Raw genomic sequence first — 22518 nt, forward strand, 5'->3', positions numbered from 1 at the left:
GCCATGCGACGACCGACCCGAGGACGGGGCGGCAGGCCGCCCGGGCCGACCGCTCCCGCGACGCCGCCGACCGGCGGCGTCGGTCGGCGCGCGTCACCAGGGGGAAACGAGGGTGTACCACCGCGTTTACGGAGGGTTGTTAACATTTAACCTAGACGTCGGGCAACGATGCCCTCGGACGGGAGGGACCGCCATGTCGGACACCACGCTGGACCTTGCGGTCCCCGAGCGTGTGCGCAGCGCCTCCGCTCGCGCCGCGCGCCGGTTCGAACGGATGTCGTCGCGCGCGCAGGAGATCGACCTCGCGCTCGCGGCCGCCGCCGAGGGGCGGGGCGCGTACGTCTGGACCGCCGAGCTGGGCATGGGAGCGAGCTCGATGCTCGAGGCGGCCCGGCAGGCCGTCTCCGCCGCGCCCGCGCCCCCCGCCGTGCTGCGCTGCGGTCCCCAGTCGAGCGGCACCGTCCCCGGCGGGACCGTCGCCGCGCTCGTGTCGCAGGCGGCGCACCTCTCCGGCCGTGCGGTGCCCGACGCGCTCGAGCGTGCGCTCGACATCGCCGCCCCCACCTACGCCTACCTGCCCGAGGTCGCCGCCGTCGCGTTCGCGGAGTTCCTCGCCGACGTGTTCGGCGGGACGACGGTCGTCGTCGTCACCGACGACCTCCACCTCGTGGACGAGCGCAGCCGGATGGTCCTCGCCGGGCTCGTCGGGCAGAGGCGGGTCCCCGTGGTGCTCCTGGCGAGCGCCGCGGACGGCAGCCTGGACTCCGCCGGGTACCCGTTCGAGCTGCGCCGCGTCCCTCCGCTCTCCGCCGCGGACGCGCTGCACCTGCTCGTCGTCGAACGACGCCTCGCCGTCACCCCGCACGTCGCCGCCCACCTCGCGCGACGGCTCGGCGGCAACACCGCGGCGATCGTCCAGACCGCCGACCTCCTCACCCCGGAGCAGCTCGCGGGAACCTCGATCCTGCCCGACCCGCTGCCCGTCGTCCCCGCCGTCCGTGCGCTGCTCGGCGACCGCCTCGGGGTCCTCACGGACGAGGAGCGGCACGCGCTGCTCGTCGCCGCGGTCGCCGTGGTCGACCGCACCGAGCTCCTGCTCGCGGCGACCGGCTACGAGATCACGCAGCTGCTCGACGGGCCGCTCGCCGAGCATCTCGCGCTCGTCGGCGGACGCTTCGCGTTCGTCGACGAGCGGATGCGCGCCCTCGTCCACGGCGGAGCCCGGCTCGTGGAGCGCACGGCGGCGCACGTCGCGCTCGCCGACGCGCACCGGCAGGCAGGCGAGGCCGACGTCGCGGTGTGGCACGAGGCCCTCGCGACCCTCGCGGGCGACCCCGCGCTCGTCCCCGACCTGCTGCGGGTGGCGCGCCGCCACCTCGACCGGGGCGACGTCGTGTGGGCGCACGAGGTCGCCCGGGAGGCGGCGAGCCAGGCCGCCGGACCGGACCGGGCCGAGGCGTTCGCCGTCGCCGGGACCGCCGCGCTGCGCTCGGGCCACGTCCAGGACGCCGCGGACTGGTTGCGCAAGGCGGCGCGCAGCGGCGACGAGGCGCTGCGCGCGCGGACCCTGGGCCCGCTGGTCGCCGCGCTGACCTTCGCCGAGGGCCAGGTGCCCGACGACGTGCTCACGCCGTACCTCGGGGCCCTCGACGGAGCGAGCGCCCGCGACGACGACGTGGCGGGGATCGCCCGCGGCGTCCTCGCCGCCGCACGGCTCCACGCGGAGCGCGGCGACGGGGTGAGCGCGGCACAGCTCCTCGACACGGCGGCCGGGCTGTGCCAGGACGGGGAGGACGGGCCGGACCTGCGTGCCGAGCTGGCTCTCGGCCGGTCCTGGGCCGCGGTCTTCGGCGTGGGGGAGCGGCCGGCCGCCGTGCCGGAGGCACAGCTCGGTCCGGACCACGAGTCCTCGGTGCTCGTGTGCCGTGCCCTGCTGCTCGCCGCGGACGACAACGCGGACGCCGCCGCGCAGACCCTGTCGAGCGCCGTCGCGTCCCTCGCGCCCGTGCGCGACGACGGAGCCCGCTGGTTCGACGGTCCGTCCACGGCCCTGACCCCGCTCGCGGAGGCGCACGTGCGCCTCGCGCAGGTGCTCGTGCACATCTGGCGCGGGAACCTCGCGCGCGCGGCGGACGAGGTCGCCGACGCGGCGTTCCGGCTCCCGCTCGGGCTGCCGTTCGCGGGGCTCGGCGTGGCCGCCGCGCGCCGCGTCGACATGATGACGGTCGGGGCCGTGGGCGAGATCTCCACCGCGCTCGAGGAGACGTGCGCGAGCCCGACGTCGCGTCCGGTGCGGCTCGGTCTGCTCGTGGACCGGGCGATCGGCGCGTCGTTCGCCCACCACGTCACGCAGGCCGCGACGCTGCTGGAGCTCGCCGCGGAGCGCGAACGGCCCGACAGCGCGCGGATGCTCCCGCTGCCCGGCCTCGACGACATCGAGTCGTGGGTCGTGGCGGGACGGGTCGACGCAGCCCAGCGTGCCCTCTCGCGCCGTCGGGTCGACGCCAAGGAGCTGCCGTCGTCGCTGCGCTCGGCCGCCCTCGTCCGTGCCGACATCGCGCTCGCCTCTCCTGACGAGCTCTCCGGACCGCTCGACCGCGCGACGCGCGTCAACCGGACGACCTCGTCGCCCTACGAGCACGCGCGGACGGACCTGTGCGCGGGGCGGGCCCTCGTGCGCGCCGGCGAGCTCCAGCGGGCGCACGGTCAGTTCCTCTCCGCGATCGAGCTGTTCGCGGAGGCCGGGGCGGACGCCTGGGCCAACGTCGCGCGGGACGAGCTGGTCGAGGTGGTGCGTCGGCTCGGCGGGTCGGTGGTCGAGGACGGCGGCCCCGATGCGGTGGGTCCGGACGGCGTCGCGCCCGGGCTGCTCGACGCGGGCCCGGCCGGCGGGCCCGGGGTGCACGGCGTCGCCGCTGCCGCGTCGGTGCCGCCGGTGCAGCGTGCCGTGGTGCCCCCGGACTCGTGCCGGCTCGCCGCGCGGGAGAGCGACGTCTCGGACCAGGCGCTCGCCGAGCTGCGCGAGCGCTGGGTCGACGAGCTGACGGAGCGTGAGCTGGACGTCGCGCTGCTCGTCGTCCAGGGGGCGTCGAACCGGGAGGTGGCGGACCAGCTCTACCTCTCGGTGCGCACCGTCGAGGTGCACCTCGGACGCGTGTTCCGCAAGCTCGGTGTGCGCTCGCGCGTGGAGCTCACGGTGCTCGCGCACCGTGTTGGACGGTAGTCCAACACGGCCTCGTATCACTAAGGGTTTCCCCTTACGGTGCCGGTAAGTTCGCAGCGTGAACAATGTGGAAAGCGCGGATTACGATTCGCCGACGTCCTGCCTACGTTCGTGGTGACCCGGCGACGAGGCCCTGCGGGCCCCGTCGCCCCGACACCCAGTGAGGCAGAACCCATGGACGTGTTCCCCCGAGCGAGACGGACCGGACGCCGACGCGCCGGTGCCGCGACGGCGCTCGCCACCACGGCGGCGCTCGTCGCCGGGCTCGTCGCCGGCGCGACGAGCGCCCAGGCGGCGCCGCCGGCAGCGGCCGCGACGACCACGGTCGCCGACCCCGGCGACAGCGACATCAACGGCTACCGCAACGTCGGCTACTTCACGCAGTGGGGCGTGTACGGCCGCGACTTCAAGCTGAAGAAGCTCCAGGACTCCGGTGCCGCCGCCGACCTGACGCACATCAACTACTCCTTCGGCAACATCCACCACCAGAACCTCACGTGCTTCATCGCCAACAAGGCGCAGGGCACCGGGCCCAACGGCTCCGACGGCGCGGGCGACGCGTGGGCCGACTTCGGCATGGGTTACACCGCCGCGAACTCCGTCGCGGGCGTGACCGACACGTGGGACCAGCCGCTCGCCGGCTCGTTCAACCAGCTCAAGCAGCTCAAGGCGAAGAACCCGCACCTGCGGCCGATGATCTCGCTCGGCGGCTGGACCTGGTCGAAGAACTTCTCGAAGGCCGCGGCCACGGACGCGTCCCGCAAGAAGCTCGTCTCCTCCTGCATCGACATCTACATCAAGGGCAACCTGCCCGTCATCGACGGCCGCGGCGGCGCCGGCGCGGCCGCGGGCGTGTTCGACGGCATCGACATCGACTGGGAGTGGCCCGGCTCGAACAACGGCCTCGAGGGCAACCACGTCGACGTCGTCAACGACAAGCGCAACTTCAAGCTGCTGCTCAAGGAGTTCCGCACCCAGCTCGACGCCTACGGCGCGCAGACCGGCAAGACGTACCTGCTCTCCGCGTTCCTCCCGGCCAACCCGGACGACATCGCCGCGGGCGGCTGGAACGACCCCGAGATCTTCCAGTACCTCGACTTCGGCAACGTCCAGGGCTACGACCTGCACGGTGCGTGGGACCCGGCTCTCACCGGGCACCAGGGCAACCTCTACGACGACCCCGCCGACCCGCGTCCGGCCAACCGGCAGTTCAGCGTCGAGAAGGCTGTGAACGAGTACCTGCGCACCGGGATCGACCCGTCGCAGCTCGGCCTCGGCCTCGCGATGTACGGGCGTGGCTGGACGGGCGTGAAGTCGTCCCAGCCGTGGCAGTCGGCGACCGGTGCCGCCCCCGGCACCTGGGAGGCAGGCAACGAGGACTACGACAAGCTCCGCAACCGGGGTCAGGACTACTACGACCCGCAGACGGTCTCGGCCTGGCGCTACGACGGCACCCAGTGGTGGAGCTACGACAACCCCCGCTCGGTCTCCGCGAAGGCCGACTACGTGGTCGCGAAGGGCCTCGGCGGCGGCATGTGGTGGGACCTGTCGGGCAACCACGACGGCACGCTGTCCGGCGGGTTCATCGACAAGCTCCGTGCGGCGACGCCCGGCCCGGTCGACGGCACGGACGGTCCGTCGAACCCGACGGACCCGACCGACCCGACGGACCCGACCGACCCGACGGACCCGACCGACCCGACGGACCCGACTGACCCGACCGACCCGGGCGCCGGCTGCGAGGCGGCGTGGACCGCGGGCGGCGTCTACAGCGCCGGGGCGAAGGTCTCCTTCGAGGGGAAGAACTACCGCGCCAAGTGGTGGACCCAGGGCGAGAAGCCGAGCGCGGGCGGCCCGTGGGAGGCCACCGGGACGTGCGGCGGCACCACGCCGACCGACCCGACGGACCCGACCGACCCGACCGACCCGGGCACGTGCACCGCGCCGGCGTGGTCCGCGTCGACGGTCTACACCGGCGGCCAGACCGTCTCCTACCAGGGCCAGAGCTACCGCGCGAAGTGGTGGACGCAGAACAACGTCCCCGGCGCGGAGCAGTACGGCCCGTGGGCGGCGCTCGGCGCCTGCTGACCCTGCCGGGCGACGTCGGCCGGCAGATCCGGCCGGCCGGCGGCGCCCGGCGTCCCGTCCGTGGCGTCGCCCCACGTCACGGACTCCCCAGGGGCAGACCCGCCCGTCCGCGTCCCCGCCCCGGGACACGGGCGGGCCGGTCCGCCCCGCCAGACGACCGCCGCACGGCGGTCCTGCACGAACGAGGAACCACACGCATGCACCTGCCATCGTCCCCCCGCGCCTCCGGGCGCCACCGCGGCGCCCGTGGGCGCCTCGTCGCGGCGCTCACCGCCGCGACCTTCCAGGCGGCGGGTCTGTCCGCCGCGCTGGGCCCGAGCGCGGCGACCGCCGCCGAACCCTGTGCACCGGCGTGGTCCGCCGGGACCGTCTACACCGGCGGCACCTCCGCCTCGCTGGACGGGGTCAACTACCGAGCCAAGTGGTGGACGCAGAACGAGAGGCCGGGCACCGCCGGAGGACCGTGGCAGTCGCTCGGCGCCTGTGGCGGGACGACGCCGACGCCCACGCCGACGCCGACCCCGACGCCGACTCCGACGCCCACGCCGACGCCCACGCCGACCCCGACGCCGACCCCGACGCCGACCCCGACGCCGAACCCGTCCGCGAACCCGGACGAGAAGTGCCGCCCTGACGGCATGGTCCAGACGCCGGGCGTCAACACGCCGTACTGCGACGTCTACGACGAGAACGGCCGGGAGAAGCTCCCGAACGGCCTGGACCGCCGCGTGATCGGGTACTTCACCTCGTGGCGCACGGGCGTCAACGAGCAGCCCCGCTACCTCGCGAGCGACATCCCCTGGAACAAGATCTCGCACATCAACTACGCGTTCGCGCACGTCGACGGCCAGAACAAGGTCTCCGTGAACGCGTCGGCGCCGGGCAACTCGGCGACCGACATGACGTGGCCGGGCGTCGCGGGCGCCGAGATGGACCCGACGCTCGACTACACGGGCCACTTCAACCTGCTCGCGAAGTACAAGAAGGAGAACCCGGGCGTCAAGGTGCTCCCCGCCGTCGGCGGCTGGGCCGAGACGGGCGGCTACTTCGACGCGAGCGGCAAGCGCGTCGCCTCGGGCGGCTTCTACACGATGACGGAGTCCCAGGCGAAGATCGACACGTTCGCCGACTCGGTGGTGGCGTTCATCCGTGAGTACGGGTTCGACGGCATCGACATCGACTACGAGTACCCGACCTCGAACAACCAGGCCGGGAACCCCGACGACTTCCACATCTCCGACAAGCGTCGCGGCCAGCTCTTCAAGGGCTACATCGACCTCATGAAGACGCTGCGCGAGAAGCTCGACGTCGCGGGCGCGCAGGACGGCGAGTACTACATGCTCACCACCGCGACCCCTTCCTCGGGGTGGCTCCTGCGGGGCATGGAGGTCTACCAGGTCACGCAGTACACCGACTACGTCAACATGATGACGTACGACCTGCACGGGGCGTGGAACGAGTACGTGGGCGGCAACGGCGCCCTGTTCGACGACGGCAAGGACCCGGAGCTCGCGGCCGGTGGCGTCTACACGGCCTACAAGGGCATCGGCTACCTCAACGGCGACTGGTCGTCGCACTACTTCCGCGGCGCGATGCAGGGCGGCCGCATCAACCTGGGCGTGCCGTTCTACACGCGCGGCTTCCAGAACGTGCAGGGCGGCACGAACGGCATGGGCGGTCGCGCACCGGCACCGGCCGGCTTCGCGTGCCCGGCCGGTACGAACAACAAGTGCGGCTACGGCGCCGAGGGTGTGGACAACCTCTGGTACGACACCGACCCGCAGGGCAACGCGGTGCCGGCGGGCGTCAACCCGATCTGGCACGTGCTCAACCTGCAGAAGGGGATCACGGGCGACTACGCGACGTCGTACAAGGTGCCGACGAGCTTCACGGGCACGTACACGCACCACTTCGACCCGGTGACGAAGAACGAGTGGTGGTGGAACGCGCAGCGCAAGGTGTTCCTGTCCGGTGACTCCGACCAGGCGGTCGCGGCCAAGGCGGACTACGTCAACGACACCGGCCTCGGTGGCCTGATGATCTGGGAGCTCGCGGGCGACTACGACTACAACCAGGCCAAGGGTCAGTACGAGATCGGCAGCTCCCTGGTCGACCTCATGCACACGAAGTTCTCCTCGTCCACGCCGTACGGCGCGACGAAGGCGAACGCGGACCGCCCGATGCCGACGAAGGCGCTCGACGTCGACATCCGGTACACCGAGTTCGCGCTCGGCGACAACAACTACCCGATCTCGCCCAAGGTCGTCTTCACCAACAACGGTGCGACGGACATCCCGGCGGGTGCGCTGATCTCGTTCCAGTACGGCACGACCGACACGGGCGAGATGAGCGACTGGAGCGGCTTCAAGACGACCGTGACGGCGAAGGGCCACACGGGCGACAACGTGGGCGGCCTCGACGGCGACTTCCACACCGTGCAGTTCACGGTGCCGACCGGTGGCATCCCGGCGGGCGGGTCGATCACGAACCAGCTCAAGTGGGCGCTCCCCGCGGCGCAGTTCTCGAACGTCATCGTGACGGTCGACGGCGTGGCGTACTCGACCACGTACGACCACCTGCGCGGTGCGACCGTCGTCGACCTCCCGGGCTCCGGCACGGGCAACGGCAACGGCAACGGGAACGGGAACGGGCAGTGCACGGCCCCCGCGTGGGCGGCCGGCACGGTCTACACGGGCGGCACGGTCGTGAGCCACGCCGGCAAGGTGTGGACCGCTCGCTACTGGACCCAGAACGACACCCCGGGTGCCTCTGCCTGGGGGCCGTGGGCCGACGGCGGGGTCTGCTGACCTCCGCCCACCGACCGGCCCTGCGGGTACGGGAAAACCCGTACCCGCAGGGCCTCTCCATGTGGAACTCCCCCATCTCGTCGGCCGAGCGCGCTGGTTAGCGTGGACAGCCGACGAGGTGCTCCGTCGCCCTCCCCAGTGGGCGACGGGGATCCTCCGATCGTGAAAGGCAAGTCACTGTGCATCTGCGCCGCGGCACCACTCGTCCTCCGTCCTCCGGGCGGTCCGCTCGTACCACCGCCTCCACCGTCGCCGCACTCGCGCTGGTCGGCGTGCTCGCCGCCTGCACGGGCGGAGCGGAGCCGCAGACGGGCGACGCCGCGGCGTCCGAGGACGCCGGGGGGTCCGGCCCTGCGGGAGTCGGTGGCGACCACGAGGCCCACGGCGACCACGCCCAGCACGGGTCGCAGGTCCGGGTGGGACCGCTCGATCTCCCTGCGGCCGACTACTGGTCGGTCATCCAGCCCGCGGACGGCGTGACCCAGGTGCGCGCCGGCGGGTGCCCCGAGGACGCCGCGTGCCCCAGCTTCGAGATCCTCCTCGGCGGCGCGCTCGACGGGGTGGACCCGGCGGCCGCGTACGTGCCCGACGGCGCGACGTGCCCGGGTCCGGAGGGTCTCGTCGCGCGTGCGGGGGAGTCGACGGAGGAGTCCGAGGTCGAGGTCGGCGGTTCCCCGGCGACGCTCACCCGGTGGACCGTCTCGTGCGTCGACGACGCGGGCACGGAGGTCCGCACGGTCGAGCAGCTCCAGTGGTTCGTCGCCGACGGGCCGTCGGGCGACGTCCTCGTCGTGGACCGCTGGGCTTTCGAGGGCCTGGAGTCGCGCCTCGCCGCCGGGGCGTGGGCACCGGCCTGACGATCCCGGCACCCCCTCCCTCCCGGTGCGCCGGGACGACGACGGGCCCCGCACCTCGTGGCAGGTGCGGGGCCCGTCGTCCGTCGGGCGGGTCCGGGCCGGGGGACGGCCGGACCGCGCCGTCAGCCCTTGCGGGTGCGTCGCGCGAGCATCAGGACCGCCGCGCCGACGACCGCGAGCCCCGCGGCGACCGCGGCGTACAGGCCGACCGTCGCGCCCGTCTCGGCCAGGCTCGGCTCGTCCGTCGGGGCCTTCGGGTTGTCGACCGGGACGGTACCGGGGAAGCAGGTGCTGGTGTCCTGCGGGTACGTCACCGGGACGGTGACCTCGGGGTTCACCGCGAAGGTCACGTCGACCGTGCCGACGGCCCAGCCGTGCGTCGCCGTGTTCATCCACATGTTGTTGACGAGCTCCCACCCCTCGTCGGCGGGCAGCTCGACGAAGCGCTCGGGGTAGGCGCCGGGCCACAGCACCCGGCCCTGCAGCGGGAGGTCGGCCTGCACCTCGTCGGGGCCGTCCGGGTTGTCCCACGTGAGCGTGACGGTGTCGTTCGGCGTCCCCGTCACGGTGACGCCGTAGTCGAGGTAGGAGACGCCGTCGACGCAGACCGGCGTGAGGACGTCGACGTCGATGGTCGGCTCGCCTCCCGGCGGGTTCGTGAGGCAGTCGGGTGACGACGGCGGGTAGGCGACGACCTCCTCGGCGCTCGGGTTCACCTCGAAGCGCACGGTCACACCCTCGCGCACCCAGTCGTACTCGTCGCCGACGACCCACTCGCCGTCGACGAGGCTCCACCCCGGCCAGTCGACGGGGTTGCCGTCCTCGTCGACCTCCGCGCCCGCCCACAGGACGCGCCCCTCGAGGGGGAGGCCGCTCTGGACGACGTCCTCGCCGTCCGGGTTGACCCACGTGATCGTCAGCGGGTCGTCCTCGCCCGGGTCGTAGCCCTCGGGCAGCGTGAAGACGTAGTCCAGGTACGGCACGTCTCCGTCGCACACGGGCTGCGCCAGGTCGATCGTGGGGACGTAGTCCTCACCGTCCGCGGCGGCCGCGGTCGTCGGGGCAGCGAGGACCGCGGCTGCGGCGGCGACGAGGCCGATGAGTGTGGCGCGCCCGCGGCGCCCGTACGTCCTGCGCATGGATGGTCACCCGTCTGGATCGATGCTGGTCGAGAGGAGAGAGCACGGCGAGGTGCTGCTGATGCGTGCCGCAGGGGCGGATCGCGAGAGGTGGGTCGCGCCCCGGCGGAATGACGTCGAGATGTCGTTCACGGTAGCGAGATCGCGGCCCCGTGTTGGACGTGCGTCCGGGTGAATTCCTGGCACGACGCGCATCGTTACGAGGTCGTGATCGAAGTTCACCCGGCGCAGGGCGCGACCGGCACCGTCGTGAGCCCGGGACGGGTGGCCGTCGGCGTGGTCCACAGGTCGACCGTCTCGACGGAGAGGCCGTCGTGCGCGTCGTCCGCGCCGTGCCAGGTCGTGATCGTGAAGGTCACCGTGGAGGACTGCCCCGGGGCCAGCTCGACGGGGAGGGAGGCGACGCGGCGCCCTGCGACGTCCGCCGAGAGCGCGCCCGTCCCGACGCCGTCGAGGCGCACCGTGCCCACCGCGGCGCCCCGGGGAGGGTAGAGCGCGACGAGGGTCCGGACCCGCCCCGGCTCGACGCCCGAGATGCCGCCCCCCGTCACGTACCACGGGAGAGCGGTCGCCGCGTCGGCCGGCGCGGTCGAGGCGAGGTCGACCGTGTACGTGTCGACCCGACCGGCGTCGGAGCAGGCGCTCCCCGTGAGACGCACGTCGGTGTCGAGGTAGTAGCTCATCTTGCCGCCCGTGGCGTCGTTGAAGAACACGCCGACCGACCGGGCGGCCTGGGGCGCCGTGTCGAGGTCGCCCGCGACGACGGTCCCGGCGAGCCGCGCCTGCTCCTCAGGGTGCGCCGACCAGAGACCGATCCGGTGCTCTGCGGCCGCACGGGCCAGGGCGTCGGCCGCCGTGGCCGGGTCGGCGCCGCCGTCGAGGAACGCCGCGAGGACGCTCGACGCCACGCCTGCGAAGAACGCGTCGGTCTCCGCGCCCGGGTCGAGGTCGGCGTAGACCTGGGAGAGCAGGACGTCGACCACGCCCTGGGCGTCCACCGTGACACCCCCGACGTCGACCGGGCCCGTGGCCTCGAGCAGGTACGACAGTGCCACGGGGTCGGCGGTGACGACGCCGTCGACCACCTCGCCCTGGGTCTGCTCCCACATCGCGGCGGTGAGTGCGGCGGACGTCGGCAGGTCGGGCGTGAGGGTGGTGTCCTGGACGAAGCGGCCCAGGCGGTCCGAGTACAGGGCCTCGTCGCCGGGATCGAGGGGCAGCACCGGTGCGGCGAAGGGCGGGACGTCGGCCGTCGAGGCCTGGCGCTCGAGCGTGACCTGGCCGTCCTCGACACGGAGGACGGCGAGGGCGCCGGGGATGCCGCCCGCCGCCCGCAGCTCCGCGTTGTTGAGGGCGAGCACGAGGTAGGTCCGGGCGCCGTCGGCTCCCAGCATCGGCGGAGCGAGCGCGGTGAGCGTGTCGGCCGTGCGCACGAGGGGCCGCAGCTCGTCCGTGGCCGTGACGAGGCGGTCGTACGGCTCGGCGACCTCGGCGTGGAGGGCGCTGCGGTCGACGGCGGCGTGGCGGGCGTCGATCTCCTCGAACGCGGCGGCAGCGCGTGCGGTGAGCGGCGCGGCCTCGGCGAGCGGTGCGAGGTCGACGCCGCCGTCGGCCATGCGCACCTGGCCGCCCTCGACGAGACCGAGCACCTGGGCGAGGGAGGGCAGGACGTCGGCGGCGAGGTCGTCGACCGTCGCGGCCGACGCCGCGAAGGCCCGCACGTCCTGGCCGACGAGGGGGAGGTGCTGCGCGGCGGCCCACAGCACGCCGTCGGTGCTCTCCCGCGCGGTCGCGGTGAGCGGCTGCACCCGCGCGAGGATCTCCTCGGCGGCGGCCACGTCGCCGGCGCGCATCGCCTCCTCGGCGGCGGGGACCTCGGCCGTCGCGCGGGTGAGCGCGTCGCGGGCGGCGAGGGCGTCGCGCACGAGGAGCCCGGCGGCGACGAGCAGGAGCACGACGAGCGCGAGCAGGGTCCAGCCCACCCACCGCCACCGGCGTCGGTGCGGCGGGGGCGCGTCGGGCCTCGCCGCGGGCACGGCCTCCTGCGTCGCGCTCATGGGCCCAGCGTAGGCGTCGGCCGGTGGCAGGATCGTGCCCGGGCCGGGTGAGGAACGGGTGATCCTCGCGCACGTGCAAGGACGGGCGCCGTCGACACATGGAGACGGTGACGACCGCCCTGCCGGGCCTGACGAGCGACGACGCCGAGGAGCCGCCGTGACGACCGACGACCCGCCCCGCGACGAGGCGTGGTTCTCCGCGCTCTTCGCCGCGCACGCCGGTGCCCTCTACCGCTACTTCCGACGCCGACTGCCGAGCGGGCGGGGTGGGACGGCCGCGGATGCCGAGGACCTCGCCGCCGAGGTGCTGGCCACGGCGTGGCGCCGTCGGGCGGACGTGCCGGACGGCGCCGAGCTGCCCTGGCTGTACCGCACGGCGGGGTTCGTCCTCGCGAACGACCGCCGCCGGCTGCGGGCCGTGCCCGTCGCGGACGTGCCGGACGCGCGGGACGCGGGGGTCGACGTCGAGCACGCCGTGCTGGCCGACGACGAGGTGCGGCGGGCGTTCGCGACGCTGTCCGTGCGGGACCGTCGTGTCCTGCTGCTGCACGCGTGGGAGGGGCTGGGCGGGGACGAGCTCGCGACGGTCCTCGGCGTGAGCCGGGGCGGTGCGGACGCCGCGCTGTCCCGGGCGCGGTCGCGCCTGCGCGCGGCGTGGTCCGAGGAGGTCCCCGCGGCCTCGGGGACGGCCGGGGCGCAAGACGGCGGAGCCTGAGCACACAGACGAGGGTGGACGACGCCGGGTCGTCCCGAGCCCCACCAGGAGCCACCATGACCACGCACACGCCCGACGAGCGACCGGACCAGGACGCGGCCCTCGACCGCCTGCGCGCGGCGGACCCCGCGCGCGACGCGGCGGCGGACCTCGGGGCGATCGAGGCGCGCGTGCGCGCCCGGGTGCCGGGCGCGCTGGGGGCGCCCCGCACCGGTGACCCCGTCGGGGACCCGGGACGGCCTGCGGCCGACGGGGCGGACGCCGCGCCGGGAACGGTCGACGAGCTCGCCGCGCGGCGTCGGCGGCGAGCGCCCCTGCTCGTCGCGGCGGGCGTCGCGGGGGTCCTCGCCGTCGGTGCCGGCGGCTACGCGCTGGGCGCGACCGGCGGGAGCGGCGTCGCGTCGGACACCTCGGTCGCGCTGGCCCCGATCGAGCTGAGCGGTACGGCGGCGCAGGAGGAGACCGCGGCGGACGCGACCGCCGGGGTCGCCGAGCAGCGCCTGGCGGCAGGGTCGTCCCTGCCGGGGTGGTGGGGCGGGCGCACCGTGTTCCACCAGGACGGGCTGAGCACCGCGGGGGCGAGCGCGCCGGCCTGGGCGTACGACGCCGCGGGCGTGTTCTCCGCGGAGACGGCACGACGCGTCGCGGCCGAGCTGGGCGTCGAGGGCGAGGTCCGCGAGGAGTACGGGGCGTTCGTGGTCGGGTCGTCGGACTGGACGGGCCCGGTCGTCTCCCTGCAGCCGGACGGGCTCGCGAGCGTGTCGTTCTCCGACCCGACGAAGGACCCGTGGGGGTGCGCGGTGGTGGAGCCCGCGGAGCCCACCGAGGACGGGTCGGCCGAGGACGGGGGCGGGTCGTCGGGGTCGACGGGGTCCACGGGGGAATGCGTCCCGGGGGACCAGGGCACGCCCCCCGGTGGCGAGGAGGCGGCGGAGCGCCTGCGGGCACTGATGCGTGCGCTCGGTGTCGACCCCGACGGGTTCGAGGTGGAGGCCCAGGAGCCCGAGGTCGAGGGTGCCGCGCCGGCCACGACCGTGACGGCGTCCGAGGTGGTCGACGGGCGGCGCACCGGCACGTCGTGGAGCGCGACGTTCTCGGGTGCGGGTCTGGCGTCCGTGTACGGAGCCCTCGCGCCGCGGGTGGAGATCGGCACGTACGACGTGGTGAGCCCGGCGGAGGCGGTGGAGCGGCTCGGCGACCCGCGCTTCGGCGCCGGCGGCCCGGTCACGCTGGCGCGCGAGGGGGTCGACGTCGCGGTCCCGGAGATCGGGGTGGCGCCGGACGAGGCGCAGGCGCCGACGGTCCCGCCGACGGTCGCTGCGGGGGAGCGGTTCGCGTGGCCCGTGACGGACGTGACGATCACGGGCGCCGTCCTCGGGTCGGCGGTGCAGCACCAGCCGGACGGCGCGGCGGTGCTCGTCCCGGCGTACGAGCTGACCGACGCCGAGGGGAGCGCGTGGTCGGTCGTCGGGGTGGTGGACGACCAGCTGGACTTCTCGCCGCTGTCCTGACGCATGCTGTCGACGACCACGAGGTTGCTCGCCGTCGAGCACGAGGTCGTTGCTGCGAGCGACCGTATTCCGGCAGTAACCTCGTGCTCGGCGCGCGGCCGGGGACGGCGCCGCCACCCTCGGGCGCGGCTTTTGTCGACTGCTCGGGACAGGCCGGTCAGAAGCGATCTGCTTTTGATTGACCCCCGACAGAAGTGTGGCTAGGGTCGCAGCAGGCTGGCGCTCGGGCACTCCCCCTGTGCTCGGGCGTCGGCCGGCGATGGCAGCGAGGCCATCGTCGCGACACATCGGTCGTCCGCCCCGGCGGGCGACCGGCACGAACGGAGCAACGATGCACCACAACGCCTCAGGACGGACCGGGCTCTGGCTCGTCGGGGCCCGCGGATCCGTCGCGACGACCGCGACCCTCGGCCTCGCCGCGATCGTCGACGGCCGGGCCGCTCCCACCGGGTGCGTCAGCGCCTCCGAGACCTTCGCCTCCGCGCCGCTGCCCGCGTTCGCCGACCTCGTCGTCGGCGGCCACGACATCACCGACGTCTCCATGGCGAAGCACGCCGAGCTCCTCGTCGAGGCCGGGATGATCCCGCCGCGCCTGCTCTCCGCGACGCACGCCGCGCTCGAGCGGGCCGACGCCGAGGTGCGCCGCGGGTACGACGCCCGGCCGGGCGCCGTCGGGCACGAGCCCCGCGAGTCCCAGCAGGCCGCCGCCGAGCGTCTCGCCGCGGACATCACCGACTTCCGCGAGCGCCACGGCCTCGCGCGCGTCGTCGTCGTCGACCTCGCCTCCACGGAGCCGCTGCCCGAGCCGGCGCCGGAGTTCTCCGACCGCGCCCTGCTGGAGGCCGCGCTCGCCGACCCGGACCGCGCGGTCCTGCCCCCGAGCTCCGTCGTCGCGTACGCCGCGCTCCTCGCGGGCGCTCCCTACGCGGGCTTCACGCCGTCCGCGAGCATGGACCTGCCCGTCCTCGTCGAGCTCGCCCGCGAGCGCGGCGTGCCCGTCGCGGGGCAGGACGGCAAGACGGGCCAGACGTGGCTGCGCACGATCCTCGCGCCCGCGTTCGCGGCGCGCGGCCTGCGCGTGCTGTCGTGGGCGGGCGCCAACCTGCTCGGCGGGGGCGACGGCGCGACGCTCGCCGACCCCGAGGCCGTGCGGAGCAAGCTGGCGTCCAAGACGCGGGGCCTGCAGGACCTCACGGGCAGCGAGGTGACGCCGCTGCACATCGACAACGTGCCCGACCTCGGCGACATCAAGGTCGCGTGGGACCACGTGCACGTCGAGGGCTTCCTCGGCTCGCGCCTCACGCTCCAGACCACGTGGTCGGCGTACGACTCGATGCTCGCCGCGCCCCTCGTGCTCGACCTCGCGCGCTTCCTCGCGCTCGCCGACGCGGCCGGGTACGGCGGCCCGGTGCCCGCGCTGGGCTTCTTCTTCAAGGACCCGTGGGGCAGCGACGTGCACGACTTCGCGGCGCAGACCGTCGCGCTCGCGGACTGGTCGCGCGAGGCGACGGCGCGCGTCGAGGGTCGCGGGGCGGGCGGCACGACGCCGGCGCACCCGTGAGCGCGCCCTCGACCTCCACGCTGCGGGACCACCTCGACCTCGTCCGCGCCCCGGCGGCGCTGTCCGTGCTGGGCGACACCCTGGCGGGGGCCGCCGCGGCGGGGCACCGGGTCACGTCCCGGCGTGCGCTGCTGCCGCTCGCGTCCGCGTGCCTGTATGCGGGCGGGATGGCGCTCAACGACTACGCGGACCGGCACCTCGACGCGGTGGAGCGGCCGGAGCGGCCGATCCCGTCGGGGCGCGTCTCCGAGCAGCGGGCGCTGCAGGTGGCGACGGGTCTGACGGCCGCCGGGCTGGGGCTGGCCGCGGCCGGGGGCGGTCGGCGCGCGCTCGTCGTCGCGGTGCCGCTGGCGGCGTGCGTGTGGACGTACGACACGGTGGCGAAGGACTCGGTGGCCGGGCCCGTGGTGATGGCCGCGTGCCGCGGGCTCGACGTCCTCCTGGGCGCGGGCGTGGGGCACCTGAGGGCGGCCCTGCCCGCCGCGACAGCGCTGGCGGTGCACACGGGCGGCGTCACGGCGCTGTCGCGCGGCGAGGTCCACGGCACGACGACGCCCGTCGCGGCAGCCGTCGCGGGCGGCACCGTCGCGGTGGCCGCGTCGGCCGCCGGTCCCGTCGTCGCGGCGGCGCTGCGCGGCGCGGGGTCCGCGCGCCGGGGGAGCCGGGCGGGCGCCGTCGCGGGGGTCGTCGCCGCCGTCGCCTACGCGGCCACGTGCCTGCCCCGGCAGGTCGACGCCGCGATCACGCCCTCCGCCGACAACGCGCGCACCGCGACCCGTTCCGGCATCCACGCCATGGTGCCGCTGCAGGCCGCGCTGGCCGCGCGCCACGGGCACGTCGCGTCCGCCGTCGCGCTCGCGGGCGTGGCCGTCGCGGGGCGGCTCCTGCGCCGGGCGGGCCGTCGCCCCGGCCGCGCCGAGATGAGCGAGACGTGACCGCCTCCGAGGGGACCGCCGTCGGGCAGCAGCCGATGCCGTTCGCGCTCGGCTACGGGACGAACGGCTTCACCGACCACCCCCTCGACGACGTGCTCTCCGTCCTCGACCACGAGGGGTACGACGCCGTCGCCCTCACCCTCGGGTTCCCGCACCTCGACCCGTTCGCGCCCGGGTGGGGCGAGCGCGTCGACGCGCTGCGCACCCGCCTCGCCGCGGCGCGCGGCGGCGCGGGGATGCGCGTCGTCGTCGAGACCGGCACGCGCTTCCTCCTCGACCCGTACCGCAAGCACCGGCCGACGCTCGTCGACACCGAGGCCGACACCCGCATGCGGTTCCTCGAACGGGCCGTCGAGATCGCCGACGGCCTCGACGCGCAGTGCGTGTCCTTCTTCTCCGGCGTCCTGCCCGACGGCGCGACCCCGGCCCAGGGGTGGGCCCTCCTGCGCGAGCGCGTGCCGCGCCTCGTCGAGCACGCCCACGCGCACGGCGTGCGGCTCTCGCTCGAGCCCGAGCCCGGCATGCTCGTCGAGACCGTCGCCGACGCGCTGCGCCTGCGGGACGAGATCGGCGCGCCCGACGCGCTCGGCATCACCGTCGACGTGGGGCACTGCCTCGTCGTCGAGCCCGACGGCGTCGTCGGGGCGCTGCGCGCCGCCGCGCCGTACCTCGCCAACGTCCAGCTCGACGACATGCCGTCCACGCACCACGAGCACCGGCCGTTCGGCGAGGGCGAGATCGACCTGCCGCTCGTCCTCGCGACCCTGGCCGACGTCGGCTACACCGGCGTCGCCGCGGTCGAGCTGCCCCGCCACTCCTACGACGCCCCCGGGCTCGCGCACCGCAGCCTCGCCGCGCTGCGCGGCGCGTGGGACGCCGCGGACCGCGCCCGACACACCACGGAGGTGCCATGACCACCGACCCGACCGCGACCCGGCCGGCCGACCACCCCGGCGACGACTGGCTCGCGCAGGCGCGCGCCGACGTCGCGCACGACCCCGGTGCCGTGACGCGCGCGTTCGCGCTCGCCGGGCGCAAGGTCGGACGGTCGTCCCTGCACCCCACGACCGACCCCGCGGGCGTCTTGCACGGCACGGTGGACGACGCCGCGCGCGCGTCCCTCGTCGTCGCGCTCGCCGACGCGTCGCGCGACACGGCCGCGCTCGCCGCACGGCTCGCCGACCTCTACCAGCACGGCGACACCGCCGAGCGGCGCGGCGTCCTGCGCGGCCTCGACGCCCTCGTCGCACGCGGCGACGTCGCACCCGAGGTCGTCGCCGTCGGCACCGAGCTCGCCGTCGACGCCCTGCGCACCAACGACCAGAGCCTCGTCGCCGCCGCCGTCGGACCGTTCGCCGCGACCCACCTCGACCAGCACGCGTGGCGGCACGCCGTCCTCAAGCTCGTGTTCATGGGCGTGAGCCTCGACGCCGTCGCCGGCCTCGCCGACCGCACCGACGACGAGCTCGCCCGCATGGCCCGCGACTTCGCCGCCGAGCGGCGCGCCGCCGGCCGGGTCGTGCCCGACGACGTCGCCCGCCTCGCCCCCGACGTCACCACCGGCCCCACCGCGCCGACGGACGCCCCCGACACCTCCTCCACCACCGGAAGGAGCGCCTGATGCGCATCTTCGACCCCCACATCCACATGACGAGCCGCACGACGGACGACTACGAGGCCCTGTACGCCGCCGGCGTGCGCGCCCTCGTCGAACCCGCGTTCTGGCTGGGGCAGCCGCGCACCCACGTCGGGTCGTTCCTCGACTACTTCGACTCCCTCCTCGGCTGGGAAAGGTTCCGCGCCGCGCAGTTCGGCATCCGCCACCACGCGACCATCGCCCTCAACCCCAAGGAGGCGAACGACGCGCGCTGCCGCGAGGTCCTCGACGAGATCCCGCGCTACCTCCTCAAGGACGGCGTGGTCGCCGTCGGCGAGGTCGGGTACGACTCGATGACGCCCGAGGAGGACGAGGTGTTCTCCCGTCAGCTCGAGATGGCGCGCGCCGCCGAGCTGCCCGTGCTCGTCCACACCCCGCACCGCGACAAGCTCTCCGGCACGCGCCGCACCCTCGACGTCGTCCGCGAGTCGGGCGTCCCGTCGCAGCACGTGCTCGTCGACCACCTCAACGAGACCAACGTCGCCCTCGTGCTCGACGCCGGGGCGTGGGCCGGGTTCTCCATCTACCCCGACACGAAGATGGACGAGGACCGCATGGTCGCGATCCTGCAGGAGCACGGCACCGACCGGATGATCGTCAACTCCGCCGCCGACTGGGGGCGGTCCGACCCGCTGAAGACCCTCAAGACCGGGCGGGCGATGCTCGCCGCCGGGTTCACCGACGACGACGTCGACAAGGTCCTGTGGCGCAACCCCGTCGAGTTCTACGGGCAGTCCGGCAACCTCGTGCTCGACCCCGTGCCCGGGTTCGTCGAGGGCGACCTGCCCACCCCCGGCGTCGAGTTCGAGGGCTCGTCCGTTCTGCGCGGCGTGCGGGCCTGACATGCACCTGTCGTACTGCACGAACGTCCACCCCGCCGAGGACATGGACGGCGTGCTCGACCAGCTCGCCCGCTACGCCGCGCCCGTCCGCGAGGCCGCGGGGCTCGACGTGCTCGGCGTCGGCCTGTGGATGCCCGCCGTGCTCGCGCACCGGCTCGCCGGGTCGCCCGCCGACCGCGACCGCCTCCGCACCGCGCTCGCGGAGCACGGCCTCGAGGTCCGCACCCTCAACGCGTTCCCCTACGGCGGGTTCCACGCCGACGTCGTCAAGCTCGACGTCTACACCCCCACGTGGGCCGACCCGGAACGCCTCGCCTACACCCTCGAGTGCGCCGAGGTGCTCGCCGACCTCCTGCCCGACGGCGCCGACGGGTCGATCTCCACCCTCCCCCTGGCGTGGCGCGAGCCGTGGACCGACGCCGACGACGCCGCCGCGACCCGCGCGTTCGCCGAGCTCTCCGCCGGCCTGCGCGACCTGCGCGACCGCACCGGCAAGACCGTGCGCGTCGCCGTCGAGCCCGAGCCCGGGTGCGTGCTCGACACCGTCGAGGACGTCGTCGCGTGGCTCGCCGCGCGCACGGGGCCCGCCGGTGCCGACCGGACCGCCGGGGGCACCATCGACCCGGACCACGTCGGGGTGTGCCTCGACACGTGCCACCTCGCGGTGTCGTTCGCCGACCCCGCGGGGGCCGTAGCCCGCATCACCGACGCCGGGCTGCGCGTCGTCAAGGTGCAGGCGTCGGCGGCGCTGCACGTCGCGGACCCGTCCGACCCGGCGGCGCGCGACGCCGTCGCGGGGTTCGTCGAGCAGCGCTACATCCACCAGGTGCGCGAGCTCGCGCCCGACGGCGCGGTGCTCCCCGCCGACGACCTGCCCGACGCGCTCGGCGACGGCCCCGCGCCCGGGGCGGGGGACGGCGTCGGGCACGACGCCGCGGGCGGGCTGCCCGGCGCCGGGCCGTGGCGCGTGCACTTCCACGTGCCGCTGCACCACGAGCCCCGCCCGCCGCTCGCCGCGACGTCCGACGTGCTGCGCACCGCCGTCGAGGCCGTCCGCGCGACCCCGCACGGCGACGCCGCGCACCTCGACGTCGAGACCTACACGTGGTCCGTGCTGCCCGAGGGCGCCGCGACCGACTCGCTCGTCGCCGGCATCGCCGCAGAGCTCCGCTGGGCGTCCGACCACCTGCTCCCCGCCGAGCACGAGGTTGATGCTGCTATCCCGCCGAATACGACAGAAGGCCCGTCCTCGACGGCGAGCAACCCCGTGCTCGGCGCCGACGCACCCGACGCCCCCGACGCGACCAGGAGGTCCGCATGAAGCCCGTCCTGCTGCTCGACGTCGTCGGGCTCACGTCGACCGCCCTCGCGCACATGCCGCGCCTGCGCCAGCTCGCCGCAGGCGGCTGGCAGTCCGAGCTGCGCACCGTCCTGCCCGCCGTGACCTGCTCCGTGCAGTCCACCATGCTCACCGGCCTCAGCCCCGCCGAGCACGGCATCGTCGGCAACGGCTGGTACTTCCGCGAGCTCGGCGACGTCTACCTGTGGCGCCAGCACAACCGGCTCGTCGAGGGCGAGAAGCTCTGGGAGGCGGCGCGCGGCGCGCGGCAGGGGTACCGCGCAGCGAACGTCTGCTGGTGGTACGCCATGGGCATGACGACCGACGTCACCGTCACGCCTCGCCCGATCTACCACGCCGACGGCCGCAAGTCCCCCGACGCGTACGTGCGCCCGCCCGCGCTCCACGACGACCTCGTCGAACGGTTCGGCGAGTTCCCCCTGTTCACCTACTGGGGCCCGACGGCGGCCATCGCCTCCTCGCGCTGGATCGTCGACGCGACCCGGCACGTCCTGCGCACCCACGCGCCCGACCTAACGATGGCGTACGTCCCGCACCTCGACTACGACCTCCAGCGGTACGGCCCGAACGACCCACGCTCCGACGCCGCCGCCGCCGAGCTCGACGCCGCCCTCGCACCCCTGCTCGACGACTGCGCCAACCAGGGCGTCACCGTCCTCGTCGTGTCCGAGTACGGCATCGCCGACGTCGACCGGCCCGTCCACCTCAACCGCATCCTGCGCCGCGAGGGCCTGCTCGAGGTGTACGTCCAGGACGGCAAGGAACAGCTCGACCCCTGGGCGTCGCGCGCCTTCGCCGTCGCCGACCACCAGGTCGCCCACGTCTACCTCGGCGACGCCCACGACACCGCGCTCCAGCGCCGCGTCGCCGACCTCCTGCGGTCCGTGCCCGGCGTCGACCAGGTGCTCGACCGCGAGGCCCAGGCCCGCTACGGACTCGACCACGAACGCTCCGGCGAGCTCGTCGTCGTCGCCGAGCCCGGCGCCTGGTTCACCTACTACTTCTGGCTGGACGACGCCCGCGCACCCGAGTACGCCCGCGGCGTCGACATCCACCGCAAGCCCGGCTACGACCCCGCCGAGCTGTTCTTCGACCCCGCCGACCCGCTCGCCAAGGCCAAGGCCGGCCTCAACCTCGTCAAGAAGAAGGTCGGCCTGCGGTACGCGATGAGCACCGTCCCGCTCGACGCGTCGTACGTGAAGGGCTCCCACGGGCGCCTGCCCGACTCGTCCGCCGACACCCCCCTCGTGCTGTGCTCCGACGCCGAGGTCCCCGCGTCCCTCGCCGGGATCGTCGGGACCGACGGCGCCCAGGTGCCCGCCGCCGCGATCAAGGGCCTCGTCCTCGAGCTCCAGGGCCTCGGCGCGCGCGTCTGACGGGCGGCGGTGGGATACCCCGTCGCGCGAGGTAGAGCCGTGGCTGCGCGGGGTGGAACCGTGGTTGCGCGGGGTAGAGCCGTGGTCCCGCGGGGTAGAACCGTGGTCACCTGCGCGAGGGGTGTGGCGGCCGCGCCGGGTCTGCCATCCGCGCCGCTCGTTCCTCGCGTCGCTCCCGCCAGACCCGCCACGACCCGGCGCGGCCGCCACACCCCTCGCGCCGCGGTGCGGTGCTGGTTGTCCTCCGGCCGGTCGGTCCGTGGTCGCACGCGTGCCACCGGGTTCTCGTTCAGCAGACCACGGTTCTCCCTCGCGTGACCGGGGTACTCCCTCGGGGGACTGGGGTACTACTTCGCGCGACTGCGGTTCTACCTCGCGTGACCTCGGTCC

Annotated in this window: 16 protein-coding genes and 1 pseudogene; 15 read left to right on the plus strand and 2 right to left on the minus strand. The window is 74.8% G+C overall.

Annotated features, from left to right (window positions below; all coding sequences use genetic code 11):
* The first annotated feature begins 193 nt into the window (after window positions 1-193).
* The 6 genes and pseudogenes from LGQ04_RS06985 to LGQ04_RS07010 all read left to right on the plus strand — a co-directional run bounded on the left by LGQ04_RS06985 (window position 194) and on the right by LGQ04_RS07010 (window position 8975).
* Window positions 194-3223 (plus strand): helix-turn-helix transcriptional regulator, encoded by a 3030-nt coding sequence (locus LGQ04_RS06985; RefSeq protein WP_229242954.1) that lies wholly within the window; start codon window positions 194-196, stop codon window positions 3221-3223.
* 174 nt (window positions 3224-3397) lie between these two features.
* Entirely contained in the window at window positions 3398-5311 is a 1914-nt protein-coding gene (locus LGQ04_RS06990; RefSeq protein WP_308016365.1) for a glycosyl hydrolase family 18 protein, read from the plus strand.
* Between the two features lie 197 nt (window positions 5312-5508).
* Window positions 5509-5724: pseudogene (locus LGQ04_RS06995) on the plus strand (hypothetical protein); the annotation flags it as partial.
* A 50-nt stretch (window positions 5725-5774) separates the two neighbouring features.
* Window positions 5775-5945 carry a hypothetical protein gene (locus LGQ04_RS07000; protein WP_229243045.1) on the plus strand — a complete coding sequence of 57 codons (171 nt, stop codon included), beginning with the start codon at window positions 5775-5777 and terminating at the stop codon, window positions 5943-5945.
* A 4-nt stretch (window positions 5946-5949) separates the two neighbouring features.
* Window positions 5950-8118 carry a glycosyl hydrolase family 18 protein gene (locus tag LGQ04_RS07005; RefSeq protein WP_229243042.1) on the plus strand — a complete coding sequence of 723 codons (2169 nt, stop codon included), beginning with the start codon at window positions 5950-5952 and terminating at the stop codon, window positions 8116-8118.
* A gap of 272 nt (window positions 8119-8390) precedes the next feature.
* Window positions 8391-8975 carry a hypothetical protein gene (locus LGQ04_RS07010; protein WP_229242955.1) on the plus strand — a complete coding sequence of 195 codons (585 nt, stop codon included), beginning with the start codon at window positions 8391-8393 and terminating at the stop codon, window positions 8973-8975.
* A 122-nt stretch (window positions 8976-9097) separates the two neighbouring features.
* Here LGQ04_RS07010 and LGQ04_RS07015 read toward each other — a convergent pair whose 3' ends face one another.
* On the minus strand, window positions 9098-10114 hold the full coding sequence (locus LGQ04_RS07015; protein ID WP_229242956.1) for a hypothetical protein: 1017 nt from the start codon (window positions 10112-10114) through the stop codon (window positions 9098-9100).
* A gap of 218 nt (window positions 10115-10332) precedes the next feature.
* Window positions 10333-12171 carry a DUF4012 domain-containing protein gene (locus tag LGQ04_RS07020; RefSeq protein ID WP_229242957.1) on the minus strand — a complete coding sequence of 613 codons (1839 nt, stop codon included), beginning with the start codon at window positions 12169-12171 and terminating at the stop codon, window positions 10333-10335.
* A gap of 157 nt (window positions 12172-12328) precedes the next feature.
* Here LGQ04_RS07020 and LGQ04_RS07025 point away from each other — a divergent pair, with 157 nt between their 5' ends.
* From LGQ04_RS07025 to LGQ04_RS07065, 9 genes are all read left to right on the plus strand, one after another.
* Entirely contained in the window at window positions 12329-12886 is a 558-nt protein-coding gene (locus LGQ04_RS07025) for an RNA polymerase sigma factor (RefSeq protein ID WP_229242958.1), read from the plus strand.
* A gap of 56 nt (window positions 12887-12942) precedes the next feature.
* Window positions 12943-14397 carry a hypothetical protein gene (locus LGQ04_RS07030; protein WP_229242959.1) on the plus strand — a complete coding sequence of 485 codons (1455 nt, stop codon included), beginning with the start codon at window positions 12943-12945 and terminating at the stop codon, window positions 14395-14397.
* 331 nt (window positions 14398-14728) lie between these two features.
* Window positions 14729-15958, plus strand: coding sequence for an inositol-3-phosphate synthase (locus LGQ04_RS07035; protein ID WP_229242960.1), 1230 nt, complete (start codon window positions 14729-14731; stop codon window positions 15956-15958).
* The gene (locus LGQ04_RS07040) at window positions 15955-16893 is read left to right on the plus strand and encodes an SCO3242 family prenyltransferase (RefSeq protein ID WP_229242961.1); all 939 of its coding nucleotides are present in this window, start codon (window positions 15955-15957) and stop codon (window positions 16891-16893) included. Before LGQ04_RS07035 ends, LGQ04_RS07040 begins: the two co-directional genes overlap by 4 nt.
* Entirely contained in the window at window positions 16890-17807 is a 918-nt protein-coding gene (locus LGQ04_RS07045) for a sugar phosphate isomerase/epimerase family protein (RefSeq protein ID WP_229242962.1), read from the plus strand. Before LGQ04_RS07040 ends, LGQ04_RS07045 begins: the two co-directional genes overlap by 4 nt.
* On the plus strand, window positions 17804-18514 hold the full coding sequence (locus LGQ04_RS07050; protein WP_229242963.1) for an EboA domain-containing protein: 711 nt from the start codon (window positions 17804-17806) through the stop codon (window positions 18512-18514). The genes LGQ04_RS07045 and LGQ04_RS07050 overlap by 4 nt, the downstream gene beginning before the upstream one ends.
* Window positions 18514-19392: a TatD family hydrolase gene (locus LGQ04_RS07055; RefSeq protein ID WP_229242964.1), complete on the plus strand. Its 879-nt coding sequence runs from the start codon at window positions 18514-18516 to the stop codon at window positions 19390-19392. The genes LGQ04_RS07050 and LGQ04_RS07055 overlap by 1 nt, the downstream gene beginning before the upstream one ends.
* Window position 19393: 1 nt before the next feature.
* Window positions 19394-20713, plus strand: coding sequence for a metabolite traffic protein EboE (gene eboE, locus LGQ04_RS07060; RefSeq protein WP_229242965.1), 1320 nt, complete (start codon window positions 19394-19396; stop codon window positions 20711-20713).
* The gene (locus LGQ04_RS07065; RefSeq protein WP_267494393.1) at window positions 20710-22128 is read left to right on the plus strand and encodes an alkaline phosphatase family protein; all 1419 of its coding nucleotides are present in this window, start codon (window positions 20710-20712) and stop codon (window positions 22126-22128) included. The genes eboE and LGQ04_RS07065 overlap by 4 nt, the downstream gene beginning before the upstream one ends.
* Window positions 22129-22518 lie beyond the last annotated feature (390 nt).

It is taken from the genome of Cellulosimicrobium marinum, from assembly GCF_020551945.1.
GTDB lineage: Bacteria > Actinomycetota > Actinomycetes > Actinomycetales > Cellulomonadaceae > Cellulosimicrobium > Cellulosimicrobium marinum.

Coding starts and splice junctions, on each gene's coding strand:
- LGQ04_RS06985 (WP_229242954.1), top strand. CDS start 194: ATGTCGGACACCACGCTGGACCTTGCGGTCCCCGAGCGTGTGCGCAGC.
- LGQ04_RS06990 (WP_308016365.1), top strand. CDS start 3,398: ATGGACGTGTTCCCCCGAGCGAGACGGACCGGACGCCGACGCGCCGGT.
- LGQ04_RS07005 (WP_229243042.1), top strand. CDS start 5,950: ATGGTCCAGACGCCGGGCGTCAACACGCCGTACTGCGACGTCTACGAC.
- LGQ04_RS07015 (WP_229242956.1), bottom strand. CDS start 10,114: ATGCGCAGGACGTACGGGCGCCGCGGGCGCGCCACACTCATCGGCCTC.
- LGQ04_RS07020 (WP_229242957.1), bottom strand. CDS start 12,171: ATGAGCGCGACGCAGGAGGCCGTGCCCGCGGCGAGGCCCGACGCGCCC.
- LGQ04_RS07030 (WP_229242959.1), top strand. CDS start 12,943: ATGACCACGCACACGCCCGACGAGCGACCGGACCAGGACGCGGCCCTC.
- LGQ04_RS07035 (WP_229242960.1), top strand. CDS start 14,729: ATGCACCACAACGCCTCAGGACGGACCGGGCTCTGGCTCGTCGGGGCC.
- LGQ04_RS07050 (WP_229242963.1), top strand. CDS start 17,804: ATGACCACCGACCCGACCGCGACCCGGCCGGCCGACCACCCCGGCGAC.
- LGQ04_RS07055 (WP_229242964.1), top strand. CDS start 18,514: ATGCGCATCTTCGACCCCCACATCCACATGACGAGCCGCACGACGGAC.
- eboE (WP_229242965.1), top strand. CDS start 19,394: ATGCACCTGTCGTACTGCACGAACGTCCACCCCGCCGAGGACATGGAC.
- LGQ04_RS07065 (WP_267494393.1), top strand. CDS start 20,710: ATGAAGCCCGTCCTGCTGCTCGACGTCGTCGGGCTCACGTCGACCGCC.